16 protein-coding genes and 1 pseudogene are annotated in these 18439 nt (G+C 35.9%); 2 read left to right on the top strand and 15 right to left on the bottom strand.

Annotation, left to right across the window (positions count from 1 at the left end):
• Positions 1 to 148 precede the first annotated feature (148 nt).
• From dnaK to IGJ93_RS05260, 6 genes and pseudogenes are all read right to left on the bottom strand, one after another.
• On the bottom strand, positions 149 to 1978 hold the full coding sequence (dnaK, locus tag IGJ93_RS05285) for a molecular chaperone DnaK (RefSeq protein WP_067484266.1): 1830 nt from the start codon (positions 1976 to 1978) through the stop codon (positions 149 to 151).
• A gap of 46 nt (positions 1979 to 2024) precedes the next feature.
• Positions 2025 to 2588, bottom strand: coding sequence for a nucleotide exchange factor GrpE (gene grpE / locus IGJ93_RS05280; protein WP_067484263.1), 564 nt, complete (start codon positions 2586 to 2588; stop codon positions 2025 to 2027).
• Positions 2589 to 2684: 96 nt separating this feature from the next.
• Positions 2685 to 3728, bottom strand: coding sequence for a heat-inducible transcriptional repressor HrcA (hrcA, locus tag IGJ93_RS05275; protein ID WP_067484260.1), 1044 nt, complete (start codon positions 3726 to 3728; stop codon positions 2685 to 2687).
• Positions 3729 to 3958: 230 nt separating this feature from the next.
• The gene (gene hemW, locus IGJ93_RS05270) at positions 3959 to 5140 is read right to left on the bottom strand and encodes a radical SAM family heme chaperone HemW (protein ID WP_075491004.1); all 1182 of its coding nucleotides are present in this window, start codon (positions 5138 to 5140) and stop codon (positions 3959 to 3961) included.
• 101 nt (positions 5141 to 5241) lie between these two features.
• Positions 5242 to 5472: pseudogene (locus IGJ93_RS05265) on the bottom strand (tyrosine-type recombinase/integrase); the annotation flags it as partial.
• Positions 5473 to 5626: 154 nt separating this feature from the next.
• A complete protein-coding gene (locus IGJ93_RS05260) occupies positions 5627 to 6460 on the bottom strand; it encodes a helix-turn-helix domain-containing protein (protein WP_067484255.1) in 834 nt (277 codons plus the stop codon).
• A gap of 235 nt (positions 6461 to 6695) precedes the next feature.
• Here IGJ93_RS05260 and IGJ93_RS05255 point away from each other — a divergent pair, with 235 nt between their 5' ends.
• Positions 6696 to 7349, top strand: a complete 654-nt coding sequence (locus tag IGJ93_RS05255) for a hypothetical protein (protein ID WP_067484252.1) — start codon at positions 6696 to 6698, stop codon at positions 7347 to 7349.
• 426 nt (positions 7350 to 7775) lie between these two features.
• Here IGJ93_RS05255 and IGJ93_RS05250 read toward each other — a convergent pair whose 3' ends face one another.
• The 3 genes from IGJ93_RS05250 to IGJ93_RS05240 are packed head-to-tail and all read right to left on the bottom strand — an operon-like array spanning position 7776 to position 8878.
• Positions 7776 to 7937 (bottom strand): hypothetical protein, encoded by a 162-nt coding sequence (locus IGJ93_RS05250; protein ID WP_169819314.1) that lies wholly within the window; start codon positions 7935 to 7937, stop codon positions 7776 to 7778.
• Positions 7938 to 7981: 44 nt separating this feature from the next.
• On the bottom strand, positions 7982 to 8200 hold the full coding sequence (locus tag IGJ93_RS05245) for a hypothetical protein (RefSeq protein ID WP_067484249.1): 219 nt from the start codon (positions 8198 to 8200) through the stop codon (positions 7982 to 7984).
• Between the two features lie 15 nt (positions 8201 to 8215).
• A complete protein-coding gene (locus IGJ93_RS05240; RefSeq protein WP_067484246.1) occupies positions 8216 to 8878 on the bottom strand; it encodes a hypothetical protein in 663 nt (220 codons plus the stop codon).
• A gap of 904 nt (positions 8879 to 9782) precedes the next feature.
• Here IGJ93_RS05240 and IGJ93_RS05235 point away from each other — a divergent pair.
• A complete protein-coding gene (locus IGJ93_RS05235) occupies positions 9783 to 10499 on the top strand; it encodes a hypothetical protein (RefSeq protein ID WP_067484243.1) in 717 nt (238 codons plus the stop codon).
• Positions 10500 to 10735: 236 nt separating this feature from the next.
• Here IGJ93_RS05235 and IGJ93_RS05230 read toward each other — a convergent pair whose 3' ends face one another.
• From IGJ93_RS05230 to ribF, 6 genes are all read right to left on the bottom strand, one after another.
• Positions 10736 to 12079 (bottom strand): glycosyltransferase family 2 protein, encoded by a 1344-nt coding sequence (locus tag IGJ93_RS05230; RefSeq protein WP_086271030.1) that lies wholly within the window; start codon positions 12077 to 12079, stop codon positions 10736 to 10738.
• Positions 12076 to 12585 carry a cell division protein gene (locus IGJ93_RS05225; RefSeq protein WP_179189261.1) on the bottom strand — a complete coding sequence of 170 codons (510 nt, stop codon included), beginning with the start codon at positions 12583 to 12585 and terminating at the stop codon, positions 12076 to 12078. The genes IGJ93_RS05230 and IGJ93_RS05225 overlap by 4 nt, the downstream gene beginning before the upstream one ends.
• 169 nt (positions 12586 to 12754) lie before the next feature.
• Positions 12755 to 14077 (bottom strand): 2-hydroxycarboxylate transporter family protein, encoded by a 1323-nt coding sequence (locus IGJ93_RS05220; RefSeq protein WP_071868505.1) that lies wholly within the window; start codon positions 14075 to 14077, stop codon positions 12755 to 12757.
• Between the two features lie 99 nt (positions 14078 to 14176).
• Positions 14177 to 15820 (bottom strand): malolactic enzyme, encoded by a 1644-nt coding sequence (locus IGJ93_RS05215; protein WP_422718645.1) that lies wholly within the window; start codon positions 15818 to 15820, stop codon positions 14177 to 14179.
• Between the two features lie 495 nt (positions 15821 to 16315).
• Positions 16316 to 17269, bottom strand: a complete 954-nt coding sequence (locus tag IGJ93_RS05210; protein ID WP_067484236.1) for a tRNA dihydrouridine synthase — start codon at positions 17267 to 17269, stop codon at positions 16316 to 16318.
• Positions 17270 to 17500: 231 nt separating this feature from the next.
• Entirely contained in the window at positions 17501 to 18439 is a 939-nt protein-coding gene (gene ribF, locus IGJ93_RS05205) for a riboflavin biosynthesis protein RibF (RefSeq protein ID WP_071868507.1), read from the bottom strand.

The following is an 18439-nucleotide window of genomic DNA, read 5'->3' as shown; positions in this document are numbered from 1 at the left end:
GCAAAAAGTCGAATCGACTTTCCCCATAGCCTTCTCTTTTTTACGAATAGGTAGACGTTTCAGAAAAGATGGCTTCAACTGAATCTACAGCTATCATCAAAGTCCAACTTTTCTGTTCTAGTCTACTCCTAGCACACTAGGGAACTAATTATTTGTCGTCGCCGTCGACTTCTTCAAAGTCAGCATCAACGACATCGTCTGCTCCGCCTTGTGCTGCTTCAGGATTTTCTTGCGCTTGTTGTTGTGCAGCTTGTTCATATAATTTAACTGTTAAGTTTTGAACGATTTCGTTCAAAGCATCACGTTTTGTTTTCATTTCTTCAATGTTATTTGCTTCAACTGCCGCTTTTAATTCATCGCGAGCTGTTTCTGCTTTTTGAACTTCTTCTGCGTCTACTTTACCTTCTAATTCTTTCAATGTTTTATCAACTGAGAATAATAAGGCATCTACATCATTGCGAAGATCAACTTCTTCTTTACGAGCTTTGTCAGCTTCTGCATTAGCTTCTGCATCTTTTACCATACGTTCGATTTCATCGTCTGATAAACCTGATGAAGATTTGATTGTGATTTTTTGTTCTTTTGAAGTGCCTAGATCTTTCGCTGATACATTGACGATCCCGTTTTTATCAATATCAAAAGTAACTTCGATTTGAGGGATACCACGTGGCGCTGCAGGAATATCAGTTAATTGGAATCTTCCTAGTGTTTTGTTATCAGCAGCCATTGGACGTTCACCTTGTAAAACATGAATATCTACAGCAGGTTGGTTATCAGCAGCTGTTGAGAATACTTGTGATTTACTTGTTGGGATTGTTGTATTACGATCAATCAACTTAGTGAAGACCCCACCCATTGTTTCGATACCTAATGATAATGGTGTTACGTCAAGTAAAACAACATCTTTTACATCACCAGTGATGACCCCACCTTGGATTGCTGCACCCATTGCAACGACTTCATCAGGGTTCACTGATTTATTTGGTTCTTTACCAGTTTCTTTTCTTACAGCTTCAACAACTGCAGGAATACGAGTTGAACCACCAACTAAGATTACTTCATCAATTTCAGATTGTGATAAACCAGCATCTTTTAATGCTTGGCGTACTGGAATTTTTGTACGTTCAACTAAGTCAGCTGTTAATTCATCAAATTTTGCACGAGTCAATGTCATTTCTAAATGCAAAGGTCCTGCTTCGCCAGCTGTGATAAATGGTAAGCTGATTTGAGTGCTTGAAACACCTGACAAATCTTTTTTCGCTTTTTCAGCAGCATCTTTCAAACGTTGTAAAGCCATTTTGTCTTGACCAAGGTCTACGCCGTTTTCTTTTTTGAATTCAGCAACCATGTAATCAATGATTTTGTTATCAAAGTCATCCCCACCTAAATGGTTGTCACCAGCTGTTGATAATACATCAAAGACACCATCACCTAATTCAAGGATTGATACGTCAAATGTACCACCACCAAGGTCAAATACTAAGATTTTTTCATCACGGTCTGTTTTGTCTAAGCCATAAGCTAAAGCTGCTGCTGTTGGTTCGTTGACAATACGTTCCACTTCCAAACCAGCAATTTTACCAGCATCTTTTGTTGCTTGACGTTGTGCATCGTTAAAGTATGCAGGAACAGTGATAACTGCTTTCTCAACTTTTTCACCTAAGTAATCTTCAGCAAAACCTTTGATATATTGAAGAATCATTGCAGAAATTTCTTGTGGTGTGTAAGATTTTCCTTCAACTTCTACTTTATACCCAGGTTCACCAATGTGACGTTTGATTGATGAAATTGTGTTTGGGTTAGTTACAGCTTGACGTTTTGCCACTTCACCAACTTGGATTTCACCATTTTTAAATGAAACAACAGATGGTGTTGTACGGTTTCCTTCTGGATTTGCGATAATTTTTGCTTCGTTTCCTTCTAATACAGCAACTGCAGAGTTTGTTGTACCTAAGTCAATACCAATAATTTTAGTCATATTAACGTCTCCTCATTAAATAAAATTTAGTTTATAGTTGCACGAATTACTGCGCGACAATGACCATTGTTGGTCTTAATACGCGATCGTGTAATTTATATCCTTCTTGCAAAACTTCCACAATCGTATCTGCCGGCACCTCATCAGATGCGGGAACAGTTTGGACTGCTTGGTGAAGCATTGGGTCAAATGTTTCGCCTTTTGCAGGGATTTTTTCAATTCCCTCTTCTTTCAAAGCAAAACGAACACCTTCTAATACCATTTCGACACCTTTTTTCAAGCTAGCACCTTGTTCATCTGAAACTTCTGTTGCTAGCGCTCGCTCTAGGTTATCAATTGAAGGTAATAATTTTTTAGCTAAATCTTGTGAACGATATTTTTGCAATTGTTCACGTTCATTTTTTCCGCGGTTTGCCATGTTGGCAATTTCAGCTCGGGCGCGTAGGAATTTATCTTCCATTTCTTCTAAGTCAGCTTTCAAGTTGACGATTTCAACATTTTCCACTTCAACTTCTGAAACACCTGAGTCTTCCGCAGCTTCTGTATCGACTTCCAAATCTTGCTGGATGTCTTTTAATTCTTTTTCTAATTCCTCTTGGTTTTCTTTCACGATACAGTCTTCCTTTCATTATTCAGTCAGCTGTCTTGATTGTTCATATTAAAAATCAGATTAGCTGCTATCAATTTTAGAAATGCGGACTTACAATCATGAGCCAGACAAATCAAGCAAACGATAGTAATCAGCCAGTCTATTCGCTAATTCTTTTCGATAGACATCGACCAACCCAAACATTCGTGAATACGGCATGCTTGTTGGTCCAAGTAAAGCAATTGTTCCTCGGCCATGTCCATCAATTTCATAACTTGCTTGAATCATGCTCATATTTTGTAGCAGATCATTCCCTAATTCAGAGCCAATCTTAATATGAATATTACTATCCATCGGAACAATCATTTGAGTAAGCTCGTCGGAATCCCTCATTAAAGAAAACATCGACTTAAACTGATTCAAATCTTGATGGGGTTCATAATCAAGCAGGTTCATTTGTCCACTCACATAAATCTTATCTTCAAATACTTGACCTAAAACAGCATCAAATAAGTAGGAGATACCTTCCGTTGATTGGAAATATTTATGTAAGATCATTGGGATCTCTGTTCGCAGTTTTTGATAAACCGTCATTAGCGGATCACCCACCAAGCGGTCATTCACAAGCCGAACCATTTTTTCTAAATCTTGACTCCCCAGGTTTGCTGGAAGAGTAAATACCTGGCTTTCAACATTGCCTTTATCCGTCACCACGATAGCAATAATTTGTCGATGGTTTAACGGTACGATTCGGAAACCAGTTAATCGGCGATCTTTCACTTCTGGTCCCAACGAGAATGTCGTATAGCTTGTCAGTTCAGATAAAATTTCAGCAGACTGACGAATGATTTCGTTAATCTCATGAAATTCTTTTCCTAAAGACTGCCTAATCACTTGCAAATCATCATTTGTTACACGAGTTGGTTTCAATAAATGATCCACATAGTAACGATATCCCGCCGCAGATGGAATCCGACCAGAGGAAGAATGAGTTTTTAACAGCAACCCGTCTTCTTCTAGCGCCTTCATATCGTTGCGAATCGTCGCTGAACTTGCTTCAATTCCCTCAGCCATTAGCGTTTTGGAACCAACGGGTACGCCACTACTCGTATAGTTTTGGATGATCAGACGCAAAATATCACTTTGACGCTGTGTTAACATCTTCCATCACCTCTCATTAGCACTCCTATCTTCTAAGTGCTAACCCACTTACTAATATAACAAGTCGTCTTCTTTCTGTCAAGAAAAACACATCACTTTTTAGCACTCTTCCGCCCCGAGTGCTAACGATGAGTTTTATTCAAAAAAAAGCGGGAAATCAATGTTTGTTTGACTTCTCGCTACGCAATTATTTGTGATTATCTTTTTATTTAACTAAATTTAAACATTTTTTATTCATTGATTTCTGTTTTTGGTAACAAAAATTTTTCAAAAACTTCGTTCCCTAAAAATGTACCTTTAGGGGTTAAATAAACTCTTTCTTCAGTGTTCACCAACAAGTCGTCTTTCACTAACGTATCTAACGTTGACTGGTAGAGTGACTCTATCGTTTGTTGATAACGATCATAAAAATGTTGTTTGTTGATTCCGGATTTTTTACGCAACCCCAAAAACAGCTCCTCTTCAATCTGGTTGTTTCGTGATAACGTTTCTTTTTCTAAAATCGGTAAATTTCCTTCACGCAAGGGACGCAAATAATGCTGGATTGGCCCCTTGTTTCGATAACGTGTTTGATCAAGATACCCACTTGCCCCTGCACCAAAGCCAAAATAATGGTCATTATTCCAGTACATTAGATTATGTTGTGATTCATGACCGGTCAATCCAAAATTACTAATTTCATATTGATGACGGCCATGTTGTTCCATTGCTTCAATCGTTTCCTCGAACATTTGCGTTTCTGTTTCTTGATCGGGTAACTCTAATCGACCTTGTCTTACCCAGTTCATGAACATTGTTTTATTTTCCAAAATCAACGAGTATAAAGAATAGTGCGGTAAATCTAGCGCTAATGCTTTTTCCAGTGTATCACGATAATTTTCAAGTGTTTGTCCAGGCAAAGCATAAATCAAATCAATGCTTACATTGGAAAAGTTTTCTGCTTCTAAAAATGACATTGTTTGGTATACATCTTCAGCAGTATGCTTTCTGCCAATTTTCTTTAACAAACGATTATCAAACGTTTGAACGCCCATAGATAAACGGTTCACACCATAGTTTTTCATGACTTGTAGTTTTTCTCGCGTTAAATCACCTGGATTCGCTTCAACAGTAAATTCCTTTCCAGTTCGAAAAGGTAAAATATCACGAGCGCCTGCTAGCAAACGATCTAGTTGTTGTGCGGATAATGAAGTTGGTGTTCCCCCACCAACATATAATGTTTCTAAATCTTCTATAGGATGTTTCTCCATCATCAACTTCATCTCTTTTAGTAACATTTCAACATACTCATCAACTGGTTGGCCCTCTAAAAAAACTTTATTAAAATCACAGTAATAGCAGATATGTTCGCAAAACGGGATATGGATATACGCAGAAGTTTTATGTTCTGCGGAATTAGTTGTTTCATTCATTCAATTAAATTCTCCTTACATCGAAAAGTCGTACCATTTTTCGACCTTCTTTTCGACCACTCTTATAAAAGCATACTAACTGTAATTGGGAAACAAATCCACTAAAAAATCCAAGAATCGACTTCTTGGATCACTTTTTCTTTCGTTGTACTAGACACTTGATTGTAAATTTCCAGTGTTGTTTTCATATTGGAATGACCCACTCGATCCATGATGGCTTTGATTGGGACGCCAGCTTCAGCCAAAAGAGAAATATGCGTGTAGCGAAAGGTATGTGTAGTAACATGTTTATTAAAATCAGGGTATTTTTCTCTTAAGATATCTTTGACACAGTTATTTATTCTTAAACAAAAATGTATTATTTCAGATGTTTGTTTTTTATTCAATACTTGTATTTTATTTTTTCATAATATGTTATCTTCGTGGTATACATTATTCTAACCATTCATTGTTGGATAGTGGACTTAGAATATTTTTCACATACGTTTATGTATAAACTTTTTCAATATAATCGACCCATTCCATTTCATCAAGCAATTCTAATGTATTTACGATTCTTCTTTTTTCATTTTCATTGTCAATCCCCTGATCATGATTTAACAATAGACTAAAAATGTTTTTTACCATTTTAGCTTGCATATCATCGCTATTAGAAATAATTTTATCGAGTTCACTTAAAAATAATTGGATATTTGCCTCATTTTTTCTCGTATAAGATAAAGACAGGCCATTGATAATAAAATTTTGTAAATCTCTTGAGTAATTTGAACTGTCTAAATAAATCTTCATATACTGTATACTTTCGACAAAATTAAACCTTATGTACTTATCTTCAAATAAAAATAAACAATTTGAAAATATAACAAGTTCGAATCTTCCCCATGTTTGTATCTTATCTAAATAGTTAATGATTTTTTTTGCAATTTTGCGTTGTTCATTTTTATCTAGTGCGTCACCTTTATACTCTCTAACTAAATAATATTGAGCATATAAACTGTAATAATAGAAATCTTTGGTATCAATATACATATCCAGAATTTCATTTGCAAAATTTATATCAAAAGGATTAAGGTACTTTTTCGATAATTCAACAGATACTTTCTTTTTACCTTCTAATTCTTTTTCATTCAATATGAATTCATATTCTTCTAAGCTAATATTTAGTCTTTTAATATATTTCAATAAAATAGTAAAACTTATTTTAATTCCCCCATTTTCAAAAGAAGACAATGTATTTCTATGTGAAATCCCTTCAGCCAGCTTTTCTTGGGTAAAATTCCTTTCTTTTCGTAAAAGTTTCAATAGTTCATTGTGCTCCATACAAACCCCTCCCTTTTTGTAAAATTTTAAATCATTTTACTCTATTTAAAAATACTTTTTTGACGAATTACTATGCAAAATAATCTGATGAGAAATTTACTTATATAATTACTTTGCAAACAACCATTATATGAAGGAGGTTATTTTATGGAAACATATCCTGAATTATTACTCGACGGCGCTTGGCAAACAACTGGAGTTAAATAAATTTATATAAGAAAAGAGGATAAATAAAATGATGAGAAAAGGATTTATTGGTTTAGCCGCAACATCAATGTTAGGTTTTTCACTTCTAAGTAGTGCTAGTCTAGTTGTAAATGCAGATGATTTAGCTGTCGTAGATTCTAATGGTATTCAGCTTTCAAACATAGATTCTTTTACCTTAGATCTTAATTCACAACAACAACTTTTTATGAACAAATTAACTCATATATATCCATACTTCTATTTCAATCATAATCAGCTTGCTTTATCAATTGATTATGATACATTAAAAACAGAATATGGTTTTACTGATGATGATATCGTTACAATTGATTCCATGTTAAAAGCTCCAGCAATCTCTTGGGATAACGAAACTTCCAATATTCAATCCAGAATGTATGTTAAAGGGAGCAAAGTATATTTCACTCATGCTGATGTAGTTTCTGCTCTTTACTCAGCAGCACTTATCGGTCCATCCGCTATTTATGCAGCAATAGTCGGGTTAGGAACCATTTCTCTCGGTCCAGTTGGAACTGCTATTGCGGGAGCAGTAGGGATTTTAGGCTTTCCAAGTTTGGCTGGGTTTACCTATCAAGTTATCCAAGCAGCTTCGAATGGACAAGGTGTCTATTTAGGAGTCGAAATGAACGGAATTTTTCCAAATATCGTCAGCGGTACATTTTAAAATAGATTGAGGGATTTTATTGAAGAATAGAAATTTGTTGGTCATAAGTATTATCTTAATCCTAGGATCTAATATAGGTTTTGTCACCCTATCTGATCCTCCAAAATCTATCTGGATTACACTTGTTTTTATTGGTAGTTGCTTATTTTTGTACACTTGTATAAAATACGGTCTTACTTTAAAAAAATTACTCATTTTTACTTTTTTGATTATCGCTACTTTTTTAGTATCAAATTTTTTTCTTAATATCTCTGCTTTACTGGTATATTTTGTTAATAGTTTAGTTGGTAGTCTGCTTATTTATTCATTAGAAAAAACATAATGGGTGCAACTACTTAAAAGACACGAACAACTTTACAGAAAATAGTCTATAAAGTTGTTCGTGTTTTTATATGTTTTCATAATTGGAACATATCAATCAGTTTTTTATTTATCCAACCCCACTAATTTTCGTTGCTTACGATTTGCCTCATCTGCTACATATTTCATTACCGTTTTAAATTCTTTTACGGAGGCATTTTCTGATAAATCAGCAATACTCTTATTGTATTTTTTTACGATTTTTTGTACTTGTTCTTTCTCAGTCATGTAATTTCTCCGATGTTTTTATCTGTCTCTGCTTAACGTAGCCTTCAATTATTATCATAAGAATCACCTTCTTTAATCAACTTCATTTCTTTTTTTAAATTCCAAAAAGAAGCAATACCGACAATCATTCCAATCATACTCAAAAATGCCCAAAAATATCTTTTTTGAAGAAGTAAGATGACTGAGAAAATAGCCATGATAATCGAGCAAAATATGCCTATATTAATCAAACGATTGATTTTTTCTTTTGTCTTTTTACGCATCCAAGTATGCTCCTATTATGCTAAAATATAATTGTCGTTCTTTCCATCAGCACGATCCAAACCTTCTGCTAAAATCCCCCCAACCGAAGCACCAGAAATAACTAATGCTATGTCAATCATACTATTTAAGAATCCCCCTACGCCAATTCCTACTTTTGAAAGAATCTGTTTTTCAACCATTCTAGTAATATTTTTGCGATTATTTCTTAATAACGTTCTTACCGCTCCAAAATTGCTTGCAGCCGTCCATAATCCAATTGCTATTAATCCTACATCAATAACACCAGCAACAAAACCAGTTGAATTCCACCAGTTTTTCCCTACGCCTCGCATTCTTGGATTGAATCCAGTCATTGCTAAATACTGACTGATTGCTTGTTCCATTCTTAATTCATCTTCAGGCGTTAATAATATTTCTCCATCTTCGTTAAATTTAGGTGGCACGTCTCCATACTTTTCCTTGATTTTTTCAAGAGCTAGTTCGGAATTTTTTTCTTCTTTCGAGTAATAAATTGCCAAGTCTTCATCATTAAAGTAGCTTTCACTATTCTGAGTTTCATCTGGAAATAACTCATTTGCTGATACAATCATACTGCCACTTGTTGCTACAATGGACAAAACAAAAGTTACTGCTATTACACGAACCCACACTTTCAAACCTAGATATTTCTTTTTCATTATGTATCCTCCAAAGTTAATATTTGTCTATTATGACAATAAAACTATAAATCAATAACACAGTTATTGATTAGATACATCATAAAAAGTACTTTTATACTCATAATCGTCACTTATTTTATAGCTTATAAAAAAACATCAGATATCTTAAAATCACAGTAATAACAAATATGCTCACAAAATGGAATATGAATATACACAGAAGTTTTATGTTCTGCGGAATTAGTTGTTTCATTCATTGAATTCTCTTTATTATGTATTAGTTTAAGCAATATACTAGAATCAAATTGATGGCTTAAAATAGGAAACCAAGAAAAATAAATTCTTTCTAACGTTTCATTGCTGACTCAATCTTAGACATGTCGGAGTCTGACACTTCCTTGTCTACATTTGAACGAACGATTTTTTCACCTTATATAATGAATGGATTCCCCAACAAAACATACCAAGCCAATCTTTCCAATTATAAATCTACTAATAAAAATCAACCTCTCTCCTGTCTCTACATCTCTCTACACTAAGTAACTAATTAATTTTTTGTTCACTTATTTACTCCTTTTGATTAACTCCACTTATATCAAAATCTACTATCAATCAACAACATCTTCATTCATCCTTTGTCTCTTTTTTACCTTATGATCAAAACATAAACTCCTTCTTTCAACATTTACTGTTGTTTTATGAAGACGGCTTAACTATAAATAGATGACAAAGTTATTGTTTAGTTTGCTCGTAAAAGTTCTATTGTTTTCCTAATTGTTTCATTAAAACAGGAAAAATGACAATATCCATGCTAGATAATTTATCAAAAACACCATTCATAACCTAAGTAAATTCAGACATTCGACACAAAATACTATCTGTTATGGTATACTTTTAATAACATAAATTTGGAGATGATTTGATGAAAAAAATGAGTCCTATTTTACTTTCTGCTGCCCTCGCCTTGCTTTTAGTTGGCTGCAGTCCTAAACAAAGCCATACTAAAAAAGCCGCAAGCAAACCTAATTTATCAATAACAACTAAAAGCTCTGTCGCTTCTTCAAGTACAACAATCAGCACAACCAAAAATTCCAGTGCCTCAACAACAAGTAGTTCCTCTACTCAAGTCACTTCTCCTTCTCAGGTAGAGTCGCAAACAAGTGAACTAGCGGTTCCTAGCACTAGTGAGCAGCCACTAACTGACACAAGCTCTTCCCAAGTAACTCAAGTAGATCCACTAGCTGGTTATTCTGATTTGCAAATTGAGTACGCTCGTGTTTGGTTGACTTTCATGGGTTCTACTATACCAGATGATTTCGAATTACATGTTCACCTTAGTCCAGCAGGTCAGCCGATTGATCCTTATGACAATGGAAGTCTTACTTACCCAACTGAAACAGTTACTCTTTCTGGGAAATATTCCTACCAAGGTCTTGTCGTTTATGCAAGTAATCACGATGGAACAGTTACACGTTACCCAACACCTTCTCACTGGCAAATGTCTGCGGAGCAAGCAAATGATCCAGAAGCGATTCGCGCATTAACACAAAACGTTCTTGATCAAGCAACCGTTGTCCCTATTCCAACCGGTGATTCAGAACAAGTAAAACGATTGATAGCTGTTACAGTGATTGATTAATGACTGTAAGGTAATCTTGAACTGATTTCCAACTATTTCTTGAACAACGAATCTACTTGTTAAAAAAACTATTACTGCACACAAGTATTTTCCATTCAATATTTAGTTGACATAATTTATTTCCTATACACATTCTTCTCACAAAAAACAACACAAGCAATCCTATCTAGGGATTACCTGTGTTGTTTTTTGCGTATCCTTCATTCGTACTTTCGTAAGCATGAACAATCATTTTTCTATTCATTCATTTCATCTGTTAAATCTTTTTTTGAAGTTGGTGGGCCTTTTCGATCTGGGCTTTTCCACGTGCCTGAACCTAAGCCTAGAATTGTTTTGATCGCTGGAATAAAAGTTGTCACAATCGTTAAGGCATTTATCATCCAATAAAGTAACATATATAATGGTGCAAAAAATAAATACTTGATTTTTCTTCCTTGGTCATCCAAGATGAGCGATGCTCCTAATTGAAAAATTCCTGAGATCATTTCAAAGCAGACAAAAAGAAAAGACAACGTAATCATGTGATAGATTCTTTCCGTGTTCCCTTCCAAAATAAACTTGATTAAACTCCACAAAAAAATCAAACTAGAGATCCAAAAGAAAAACGACCAAATGATACTGAACGTTTGGTCAATGAACATGACCGTGTGGCCAATATTTCTAAATGGGTGCAACACTATTTTTTTGAAATTCGTCAACCAAACTTCTGTTCCACCTTTAGCCCAGCGTTTTCTTTGGCGATAAAGCATCCTCAAAGATTCTGGAACCTCCATAAAAAACATGATTCGTGGAGCAAAAAGTGAAAGCCAACCATCCATTTGATGATCCCACGCAATACTGATATCTTCCGTTGCTCGGTCTTGTCTAAATAATCCCACATCGATTAATGCGTCTTTTCGGTACATCGTGTTTGCACCACTATAAGCGTAGATACTGCCTAAAACGCCAATTTGTGTACGTTTTATGATTCCGACAATACTAGAAAATTCGACCGTTTGTGACTTTGCAATTAGTTTCGTTCTATTTTGCACATCCATATTGGCTGTAACTGCAGAAATATTTGTCGAATCTTGGCGAATAAAATAGTTGACGTACATGTTCAAAGAGTCGGGCTCCGGAACTGTATCTGCATCATTACTTAGAATCAATTTCCCTTTTGCAAACCCCATACCAATATTGAAAGCATGTGCTTTCCCCTTGTTCTTTTCAATTCGAATGACTCGTAGCCTGGAATATTTTTTTTGTAACCGAGCTAAAATTTCAGGTGTACTATCAGTAGAGCCATCATCTGTTACCAATACTTCATAATGTTTATAGTTTAGTTTAGTCATCAAGTACTCTATTGTATTTTCAATAACGATTTCTTCATTATGAGCAGGAACCATGATCGTAATGAATGGCTCAACCTCTACCGGGATATCATCCCACTCTGTTTGTTTATATTTAAAAAGAAAGGTATAACATAAAACACCGATAAACCAAGAAAATCCACCAATAATTGGATACGTAACTAGAACCAAAAACATGATCATTAAAATAATATCTAGTATATCATTACCAGTTTGAAAAAAAGTCATCATAGCTCCACATTGCCTTTCTTATAAAGGTTGCGTACAAAATCTGTATCTAAGTTTTGCTCTTCCTTTACGGAATAACTACACACTTCTTTGCGAACTGCTTCAGGACCAAATCGAACATCAAACGCTTCGTTTAGTAACTGACGACGTTTTTCCAATTGTTCTTCGTCATATTGAACCTTTTTCTGCAAAAGATTTTTGAAATGAAAATTATTTCGTATCGTCAATCCAATGTAAAAGATAGCAATCACAACAAACGTGACGCTCAAGAAAACAAATAGAAATTTTAAAGTCTGTAATTCATCTTTATAAACAACTAAATGGTTCTTCCATGCTTTTTCTGGCGATAAAACTGGTAGTAATAACCAAATAAAAGGTGCTATCACACAAAGCCATCCCACAAGCGAAACAATCGTCTGAAAAATTTTCAATGGATAGTGTTTTTTCTCAAAATAAGCGTCAGTGACAAGCATTCGCTCTACTTCCTCTCGACTAATCTTCGGTTTCATGTTATCTCCCCCTCTTTCTTATCAGCTGATGCTGCGTTTCTTCTAGTCTGACGGTTTTTCAAACATTTAGCAACTTATTTACCTTCAATACGCGCTGCATTTTCACCAACAATCTGCGTAAAAATAAAAAGCCAAACATGTTCACTAAAAACATGCTTGACTTCTTTTTCTATGAAAGCAACTGCATCAAAAATCCTGAGATAATCAAGACAATTGCTCCGCCTAAACGATTTCCCATTTGAGCAAACGCAATGAGTTCCATTCGATTCGCAGCAGAAAGTACCGCAACATTACCGGTACCGCCCATTGAATTATTACATAACCCAGCAGTAATTGAAGATTCAATTGGATAAAGACCAAATAGTCGACCGACAAAACCAGATACTATTGAAATAACAATGACACTTGTTAAACAAAGTACAACAAACTGCCAAGTTAAGGCGGAAGCTAATACATTTAAATTCAAAAGCGCAATCCCGATACCAGCAAGAACAGCCGCAGTCAAGTTTTTCACAATTAAGTTATTGAACATAATAGCTGCATCCTCATAATATTCAGGCAAGATATTCGTAATTTTACAAATGACAACGATAATAATCATAAACGCATACGCATGAACTTTCGGAACAAAGTAATTACAAATTTGTCCAAGAATGAAAAAGGTGATTGAAATCATCAATCCTACACCCAATTGAGAAATATTCGGTTTCACTGTACGAGGTTTTCCATCACCAAGATCGCCTTTTTCCATCAATTTTCCATTCCCATTAATTTTAGGCATTGATTGTCCAGCGCGTGCCACTAAAGCTGCTCCGATAATGGCTAATACATTGGTCATTGCCGTTGCAGGAATCAAACGAGAAATAATCGACGAGGCATCCGTTCCTAAAACATTTGCATAAATGCTAGACAACGGAACCGCACCTGCACCAACACCACCAGCCATTGCAGGAAGTGACACATACAATACTGAATCAGCAAAGCCGTTGCCGATCAACATCCCTACCAAACCAACTGCAAAAAAGGAAGCAACCATTGAAATCAATGCCACTGGAATAAAACGGACAGAAGCTTTCATCAATAGATTACGATTCATTCCTAAAATACTACCAGTAATCAATGCAGCAATATAAAAATCCAAAAAACCCATATTATTGATAAAATTCTCAGTCGCGTGCACGACATATTCAGGTAAAATACCAAAAGTCGCGATAGCTGCTGAAGCAAAAATAGCAAAAACAGAGCCACCACCAAGATAACTTTTTACAATTGGAAGTTTTGAACCAATGAAATGAAATAAATTCCCTAAAATAACTAATACAGCAATTGGGCCAATCATGTTCGTCGGTAATTTTCCCAACGCCATTGCGACGATCAATACTGCAACCATAATTAAATACAAGGGCAAACTGATACCACTAATTTTTGTTGACCAAATGCTCGTCTTTTTTTCGTCTTCAACTGCTGAAACAGCTGTTGCTTTTTGTACCATACTTACAGATCCTTTCTCCTTTGGCAATCAATAAGAAAAGTAGAACCGTTTGGATGAACTGTCCGCTTTTCTTATTGTCTTGCACACAACTACTTCTAATTATTCAGCCGTTAATTCTGTGTACTCTGGTACCCATTTAGCGTCTGCAACAGCTGCTTTGATATCTGAAATTTCTTCACGATTTAGCCTTTGCTCCACCACTGATTTGGCTACAGTTTCTGCAATGATTTGAGAAAACTCAGTAATTTTTGCAACAGGAGGTAAAATAGATGCTCCTGGTTGTGTCACATCAACGATTCCTCCCAAGGCACGACTTGCTTGAGAAATGATTTCTGCATTCACACGCGTTGCAGTTGAAGCAATCAAACCTAATCCAAGCCCCGGATACATCAATGCGTTGTTTGCTTGACCAATTTGGTAAGTTATACCTTGATAGTCAACGTCAGCAGCAGGAATCCCTGTTCCAACTAGTGCTTTTCCATCTGTCCAAGTAATCAAATCTTGCGCTTTTGCTTCAGCAAGCTTAGTTGGATTTGACAAAGGCATAATAATTGGACGTGCTGTATGAGCAGCCATTTCTTTAACAATTTCTTCAGTGAAAGCACCTGGTTGTGTTGATGTACCAATCATGATTGTTGGATGGATTGCTTTCACAACTGCAGTTAAATCTGTCAATTCTGATGCATTTTCAAATTCATCACGATTTCGTGCAAAAGGAATTTGTCCTGGAGTTAGTCCTTCTGTATCTGTAAACAGTAAACCTTGTTTATCTACTTGGTAAAAATGTTTGCGTGCTTCTTCTGCTGGAACGCCTTGACGAATCATTTCATCTAAAAGAATATTTGCAATTCCAACACCGGCAGTCCCTGCACCAAAAGTTAAAATTGTTTGGTCTTTTAGTGCTTCACCAGAAATATTCAAGCCACCTAACACACCAGCTAAAACAACAATTCCTGTTCCTTGAATATCATCGTTGAATGTTGTAATTTGATCTTCATACTTTTCTAAAATAGTTGCTGCATTTCCACGACCAAAATCTTCCCAATGCAATAGTAATTCGGGGAACAACTCAGTTGCCGCACTTACAAATTGATCAACAAATTGATAATAAGTTTCGCCTTCAACACGTTTATGGCGATTGCCTAGATATAATGGGTCATTTAGTAATTCTTGGTTGTTTGTTCCAGCATCAAGAGATACCGGTAATACTTGTGCAGGATTGATTCCAGCTGCTGCAGTATAAACCATTAATTTTCCAATCGCAATATCTACACCATTAACTCCCCAGTCACCCATTCCTAAAATTCCTTCTGCATCAGTCACAACGATTAAGCGAATATCTCGGCCATCTGCAGCATTTTTCAGACTTGCTTTAATACTTTCTGGATCATCAATTGAAAGGAAAGCTGCATCTTGCGGTTTCAAGAAAATTTCATTATATTGTTCAATTGAGTCAGCGACTACTGGATCATAAACAACTGGCATAAACTCAACTAGATGTTCACCCATTAATTTGTAGAAAAGTGTACGACTTGTATTAAATAAGTTCATTAAGAAAATTCGTTTTTCTAAGTCAGATGGTTTACTTAAGTATTGACCATAAGCTTGAACTGATTGTTGTTCTAATGTTTGAACGGTACTAGGAAGCATACCTGTAAGCCCGTATTTAGCGCGTTCCTCTTTCGTGAATGCTGTTCCTTTGTTTAAAAATGGATTGTTCAATAAATTTAATCCTGTAAGCATAAAAAATTCCTCCTAAGTTTTACTACATGCGAAAGTATAGTCGCCACTTTTAGCTATAGTCAAAACCACGGGTCACGATAAATTTTATTTATATGTAAACATAAAAAAAGTATGACAAGTCAATGCCATACTTTTTAGCTAACAAATGATTTTCAACTATGCGACTTCCAAAATATTTTGCGCCTGTTCAAAAATAAGAAAAACGATTTTTCTCAGTTGTTCTTTACTTTTTCGAAGCTAAACGCTTGGAACCACAACCTTTTTCTCGGTGTTCCCAAACCAACTCCTCGAGATAGCTTGCATCCACTTCAAAACATTAAAAGCTATTTTGAGTGTTTGGTCGCTATCTTATCGGAGCTAAGCGTTTTGTGCCACAACCTTATTCTCGGTGTTCACCAAGCAACTTCTCGAAATAACTCTCAACTGTACAAAAATAAGGCTATTTTTCTCAGTTGTTCTTTACTTTTTCGAAGCTGAACGCTTGGCGCCACAACCTTATTCAAAACGTTCAAGTATTTCCCGCACCTCATCCGTCGTCTTCGTATTCATCAACCGCGCTCGCAAATCACCAGCACCTGGAAATCCTTTAACATAAATTTTGAAGAAACGATGCAATCCGACTATCGAACGTGGAACCAGCTCAGCATATTGATCTTGCAAATCTAATTGTAAATGCAACAAATCGAGCAGTTCTTTTGAAGAGTGTGCTCTAGGTTCCTTTTCAAAAGCATACGGATTTTTGAAGATTCCTCGACCAATCATCACTCCATCCACACCATACTTTTCAGCTAATTGAAGCCCAGTTTGGCGATCAGGAATATCTCCATTAATAGTAATTAGTGTTTGGGGTGCTACTCGGTCTCGAATGGCTAACACTTGAGGAATCAAATCCCAGTGTGCATCCACTTTACTCATTTCTTCGCGAGTTCTTAAGTGAATTGACAGATTAGCAATATCTTGTGCTAAAACATGTGATAACCAATTTTCCATTTCTGCTATGTCTTTATACCCAAGTCTTGTTTTCACACTGACCGGTAGCCCACCAGCTTTTGCAGCTTCAATCAATTCTGCCGCAACTTCGGGACGTAAAATCAATCCACTCCCTTTACCATGACCAGCAACATTAGGAACTGGACATCCCATATTCAAATCAATTCCTTTAAAGCCCATTTCTGCCAAGCCAAGGCTCATCTCACGGAAAAATTCTGGTTTGTCTCCCCAAATATGGGCGACCATTGGCTGCTCATCTTCAGTAAAAGTCAAACGACCTCGAACACTTTGTCTACCATCTGGATGACAATAACTATCCGAATTAGTAAATTCTGTAAAGAAGACATCCGGTGCGCCTGCGGCTTGAACAACATGGCGAAAAACAACATCTGTCACATCTTCCATTGGTGCTAAAATAAAAAAGGGCTTTGGTAATTCTGCCCAAAAATTGTTCGTCATTACTTATCTCCGTTCTCTCTTCATTCCAATTTAAAAAAACATGCTTATTATACTAGGATTTTGAAAAAGAAGCAAAGGGAAGGACTCCAATCGTTTTTACTATTGCAGTTAACGAAATCTTCTAAAAAAATAAGAGAGTGTGACATAATTTTTTGCCACACCCCCTATTTATGAATAGAGGTGTTCTAGAAGTAACTTATTAAATAATGTTACAGCCCTCTTAACTTCTCTTTATTTTTTAAAGTAGGCCGCTGTATCAGCCTCATCTTTTTTTAGTTGTGCAATTAACCCATCAACATCCGTAAACTTCACTTGATCGCGTAAAAATTCATTCCAACGAACAACCACATGTTCACCATATATATCTTGATTAAAATCTAAAATAAATAATTCAACAGTTAGCTCTCGGCCTTCGCCAAACGTATCATTATGGCCAATGGATCCCATTGCTGGATACCAGTTGTCACCAACTTTGATTTCAGAGACATAGACACCTTCTCTAGGTAAATGAACAGTTCCTTTGACTTTGACATTTGCTGTAGGGAACCCTAACAAGCGCCCCCGAGCGTCACCATGAACCACGACACCTTCAATCTCGTATACACTCCCCAAAAGCTTGGTTACTTCTGTCACATTTCCTGCATCCAATAACTGACGAATACGTGTGGAGCTGATTTTCTCGCCATCTTCGACTTCTTTTTGAACAGTTACAACTTCAAAACGATTGTTTGCATATTCTGGAAGGTGTTCTACATCTGCAACATCTTTTGGTCCATAGGTATAGTCAAACCCTGAAACAGCATATTTAGCGTGTAAACCAACAATGTATTGATCGACAAAATCTTGAGGTGCCAAGTGTGCAAATGCAGAAGTAAAATCAATTTCGTATAAGAAATCTACACCAAGTGCAGCCATTTTTTCTTCTTTTTGTTCAAGCGTAGTTAAATATTTAACACTTGCTGGATCAATCTTTTTAAACACGATTGAAGGATGTTGGTTGAACGTCATCAAAGCTAATTTCAATCCTTCTTGGTCAGCGATTTTCTTGCCTGTTTCGATTACTTTTTGATGGCCTAAATGTACCCCGTCAAAAAATCCTAAGACAAGTACTACTTCCTCTGCTGGAATTTGATTTTTTTGATAAGGGTGACGAATTTTGATAATTTCCAT

It is taken from the genome of Enterococcus sp. DIV0174, assembly GCF_050529065.1.
In the GTDB taxonomy this organism is placed as follows: domain Bacteria; phylum Bacillota; class Bacilli; order Lactobacillales; family Enterococcaceae; genus Enterococcus_B; species Enterococcus_B thailandicus.
The sequence above is the reverse complement of the archived record's forward strand: the minus strand, read 5'-3'. Positions and strand labels throughout refer to the sequence as shown.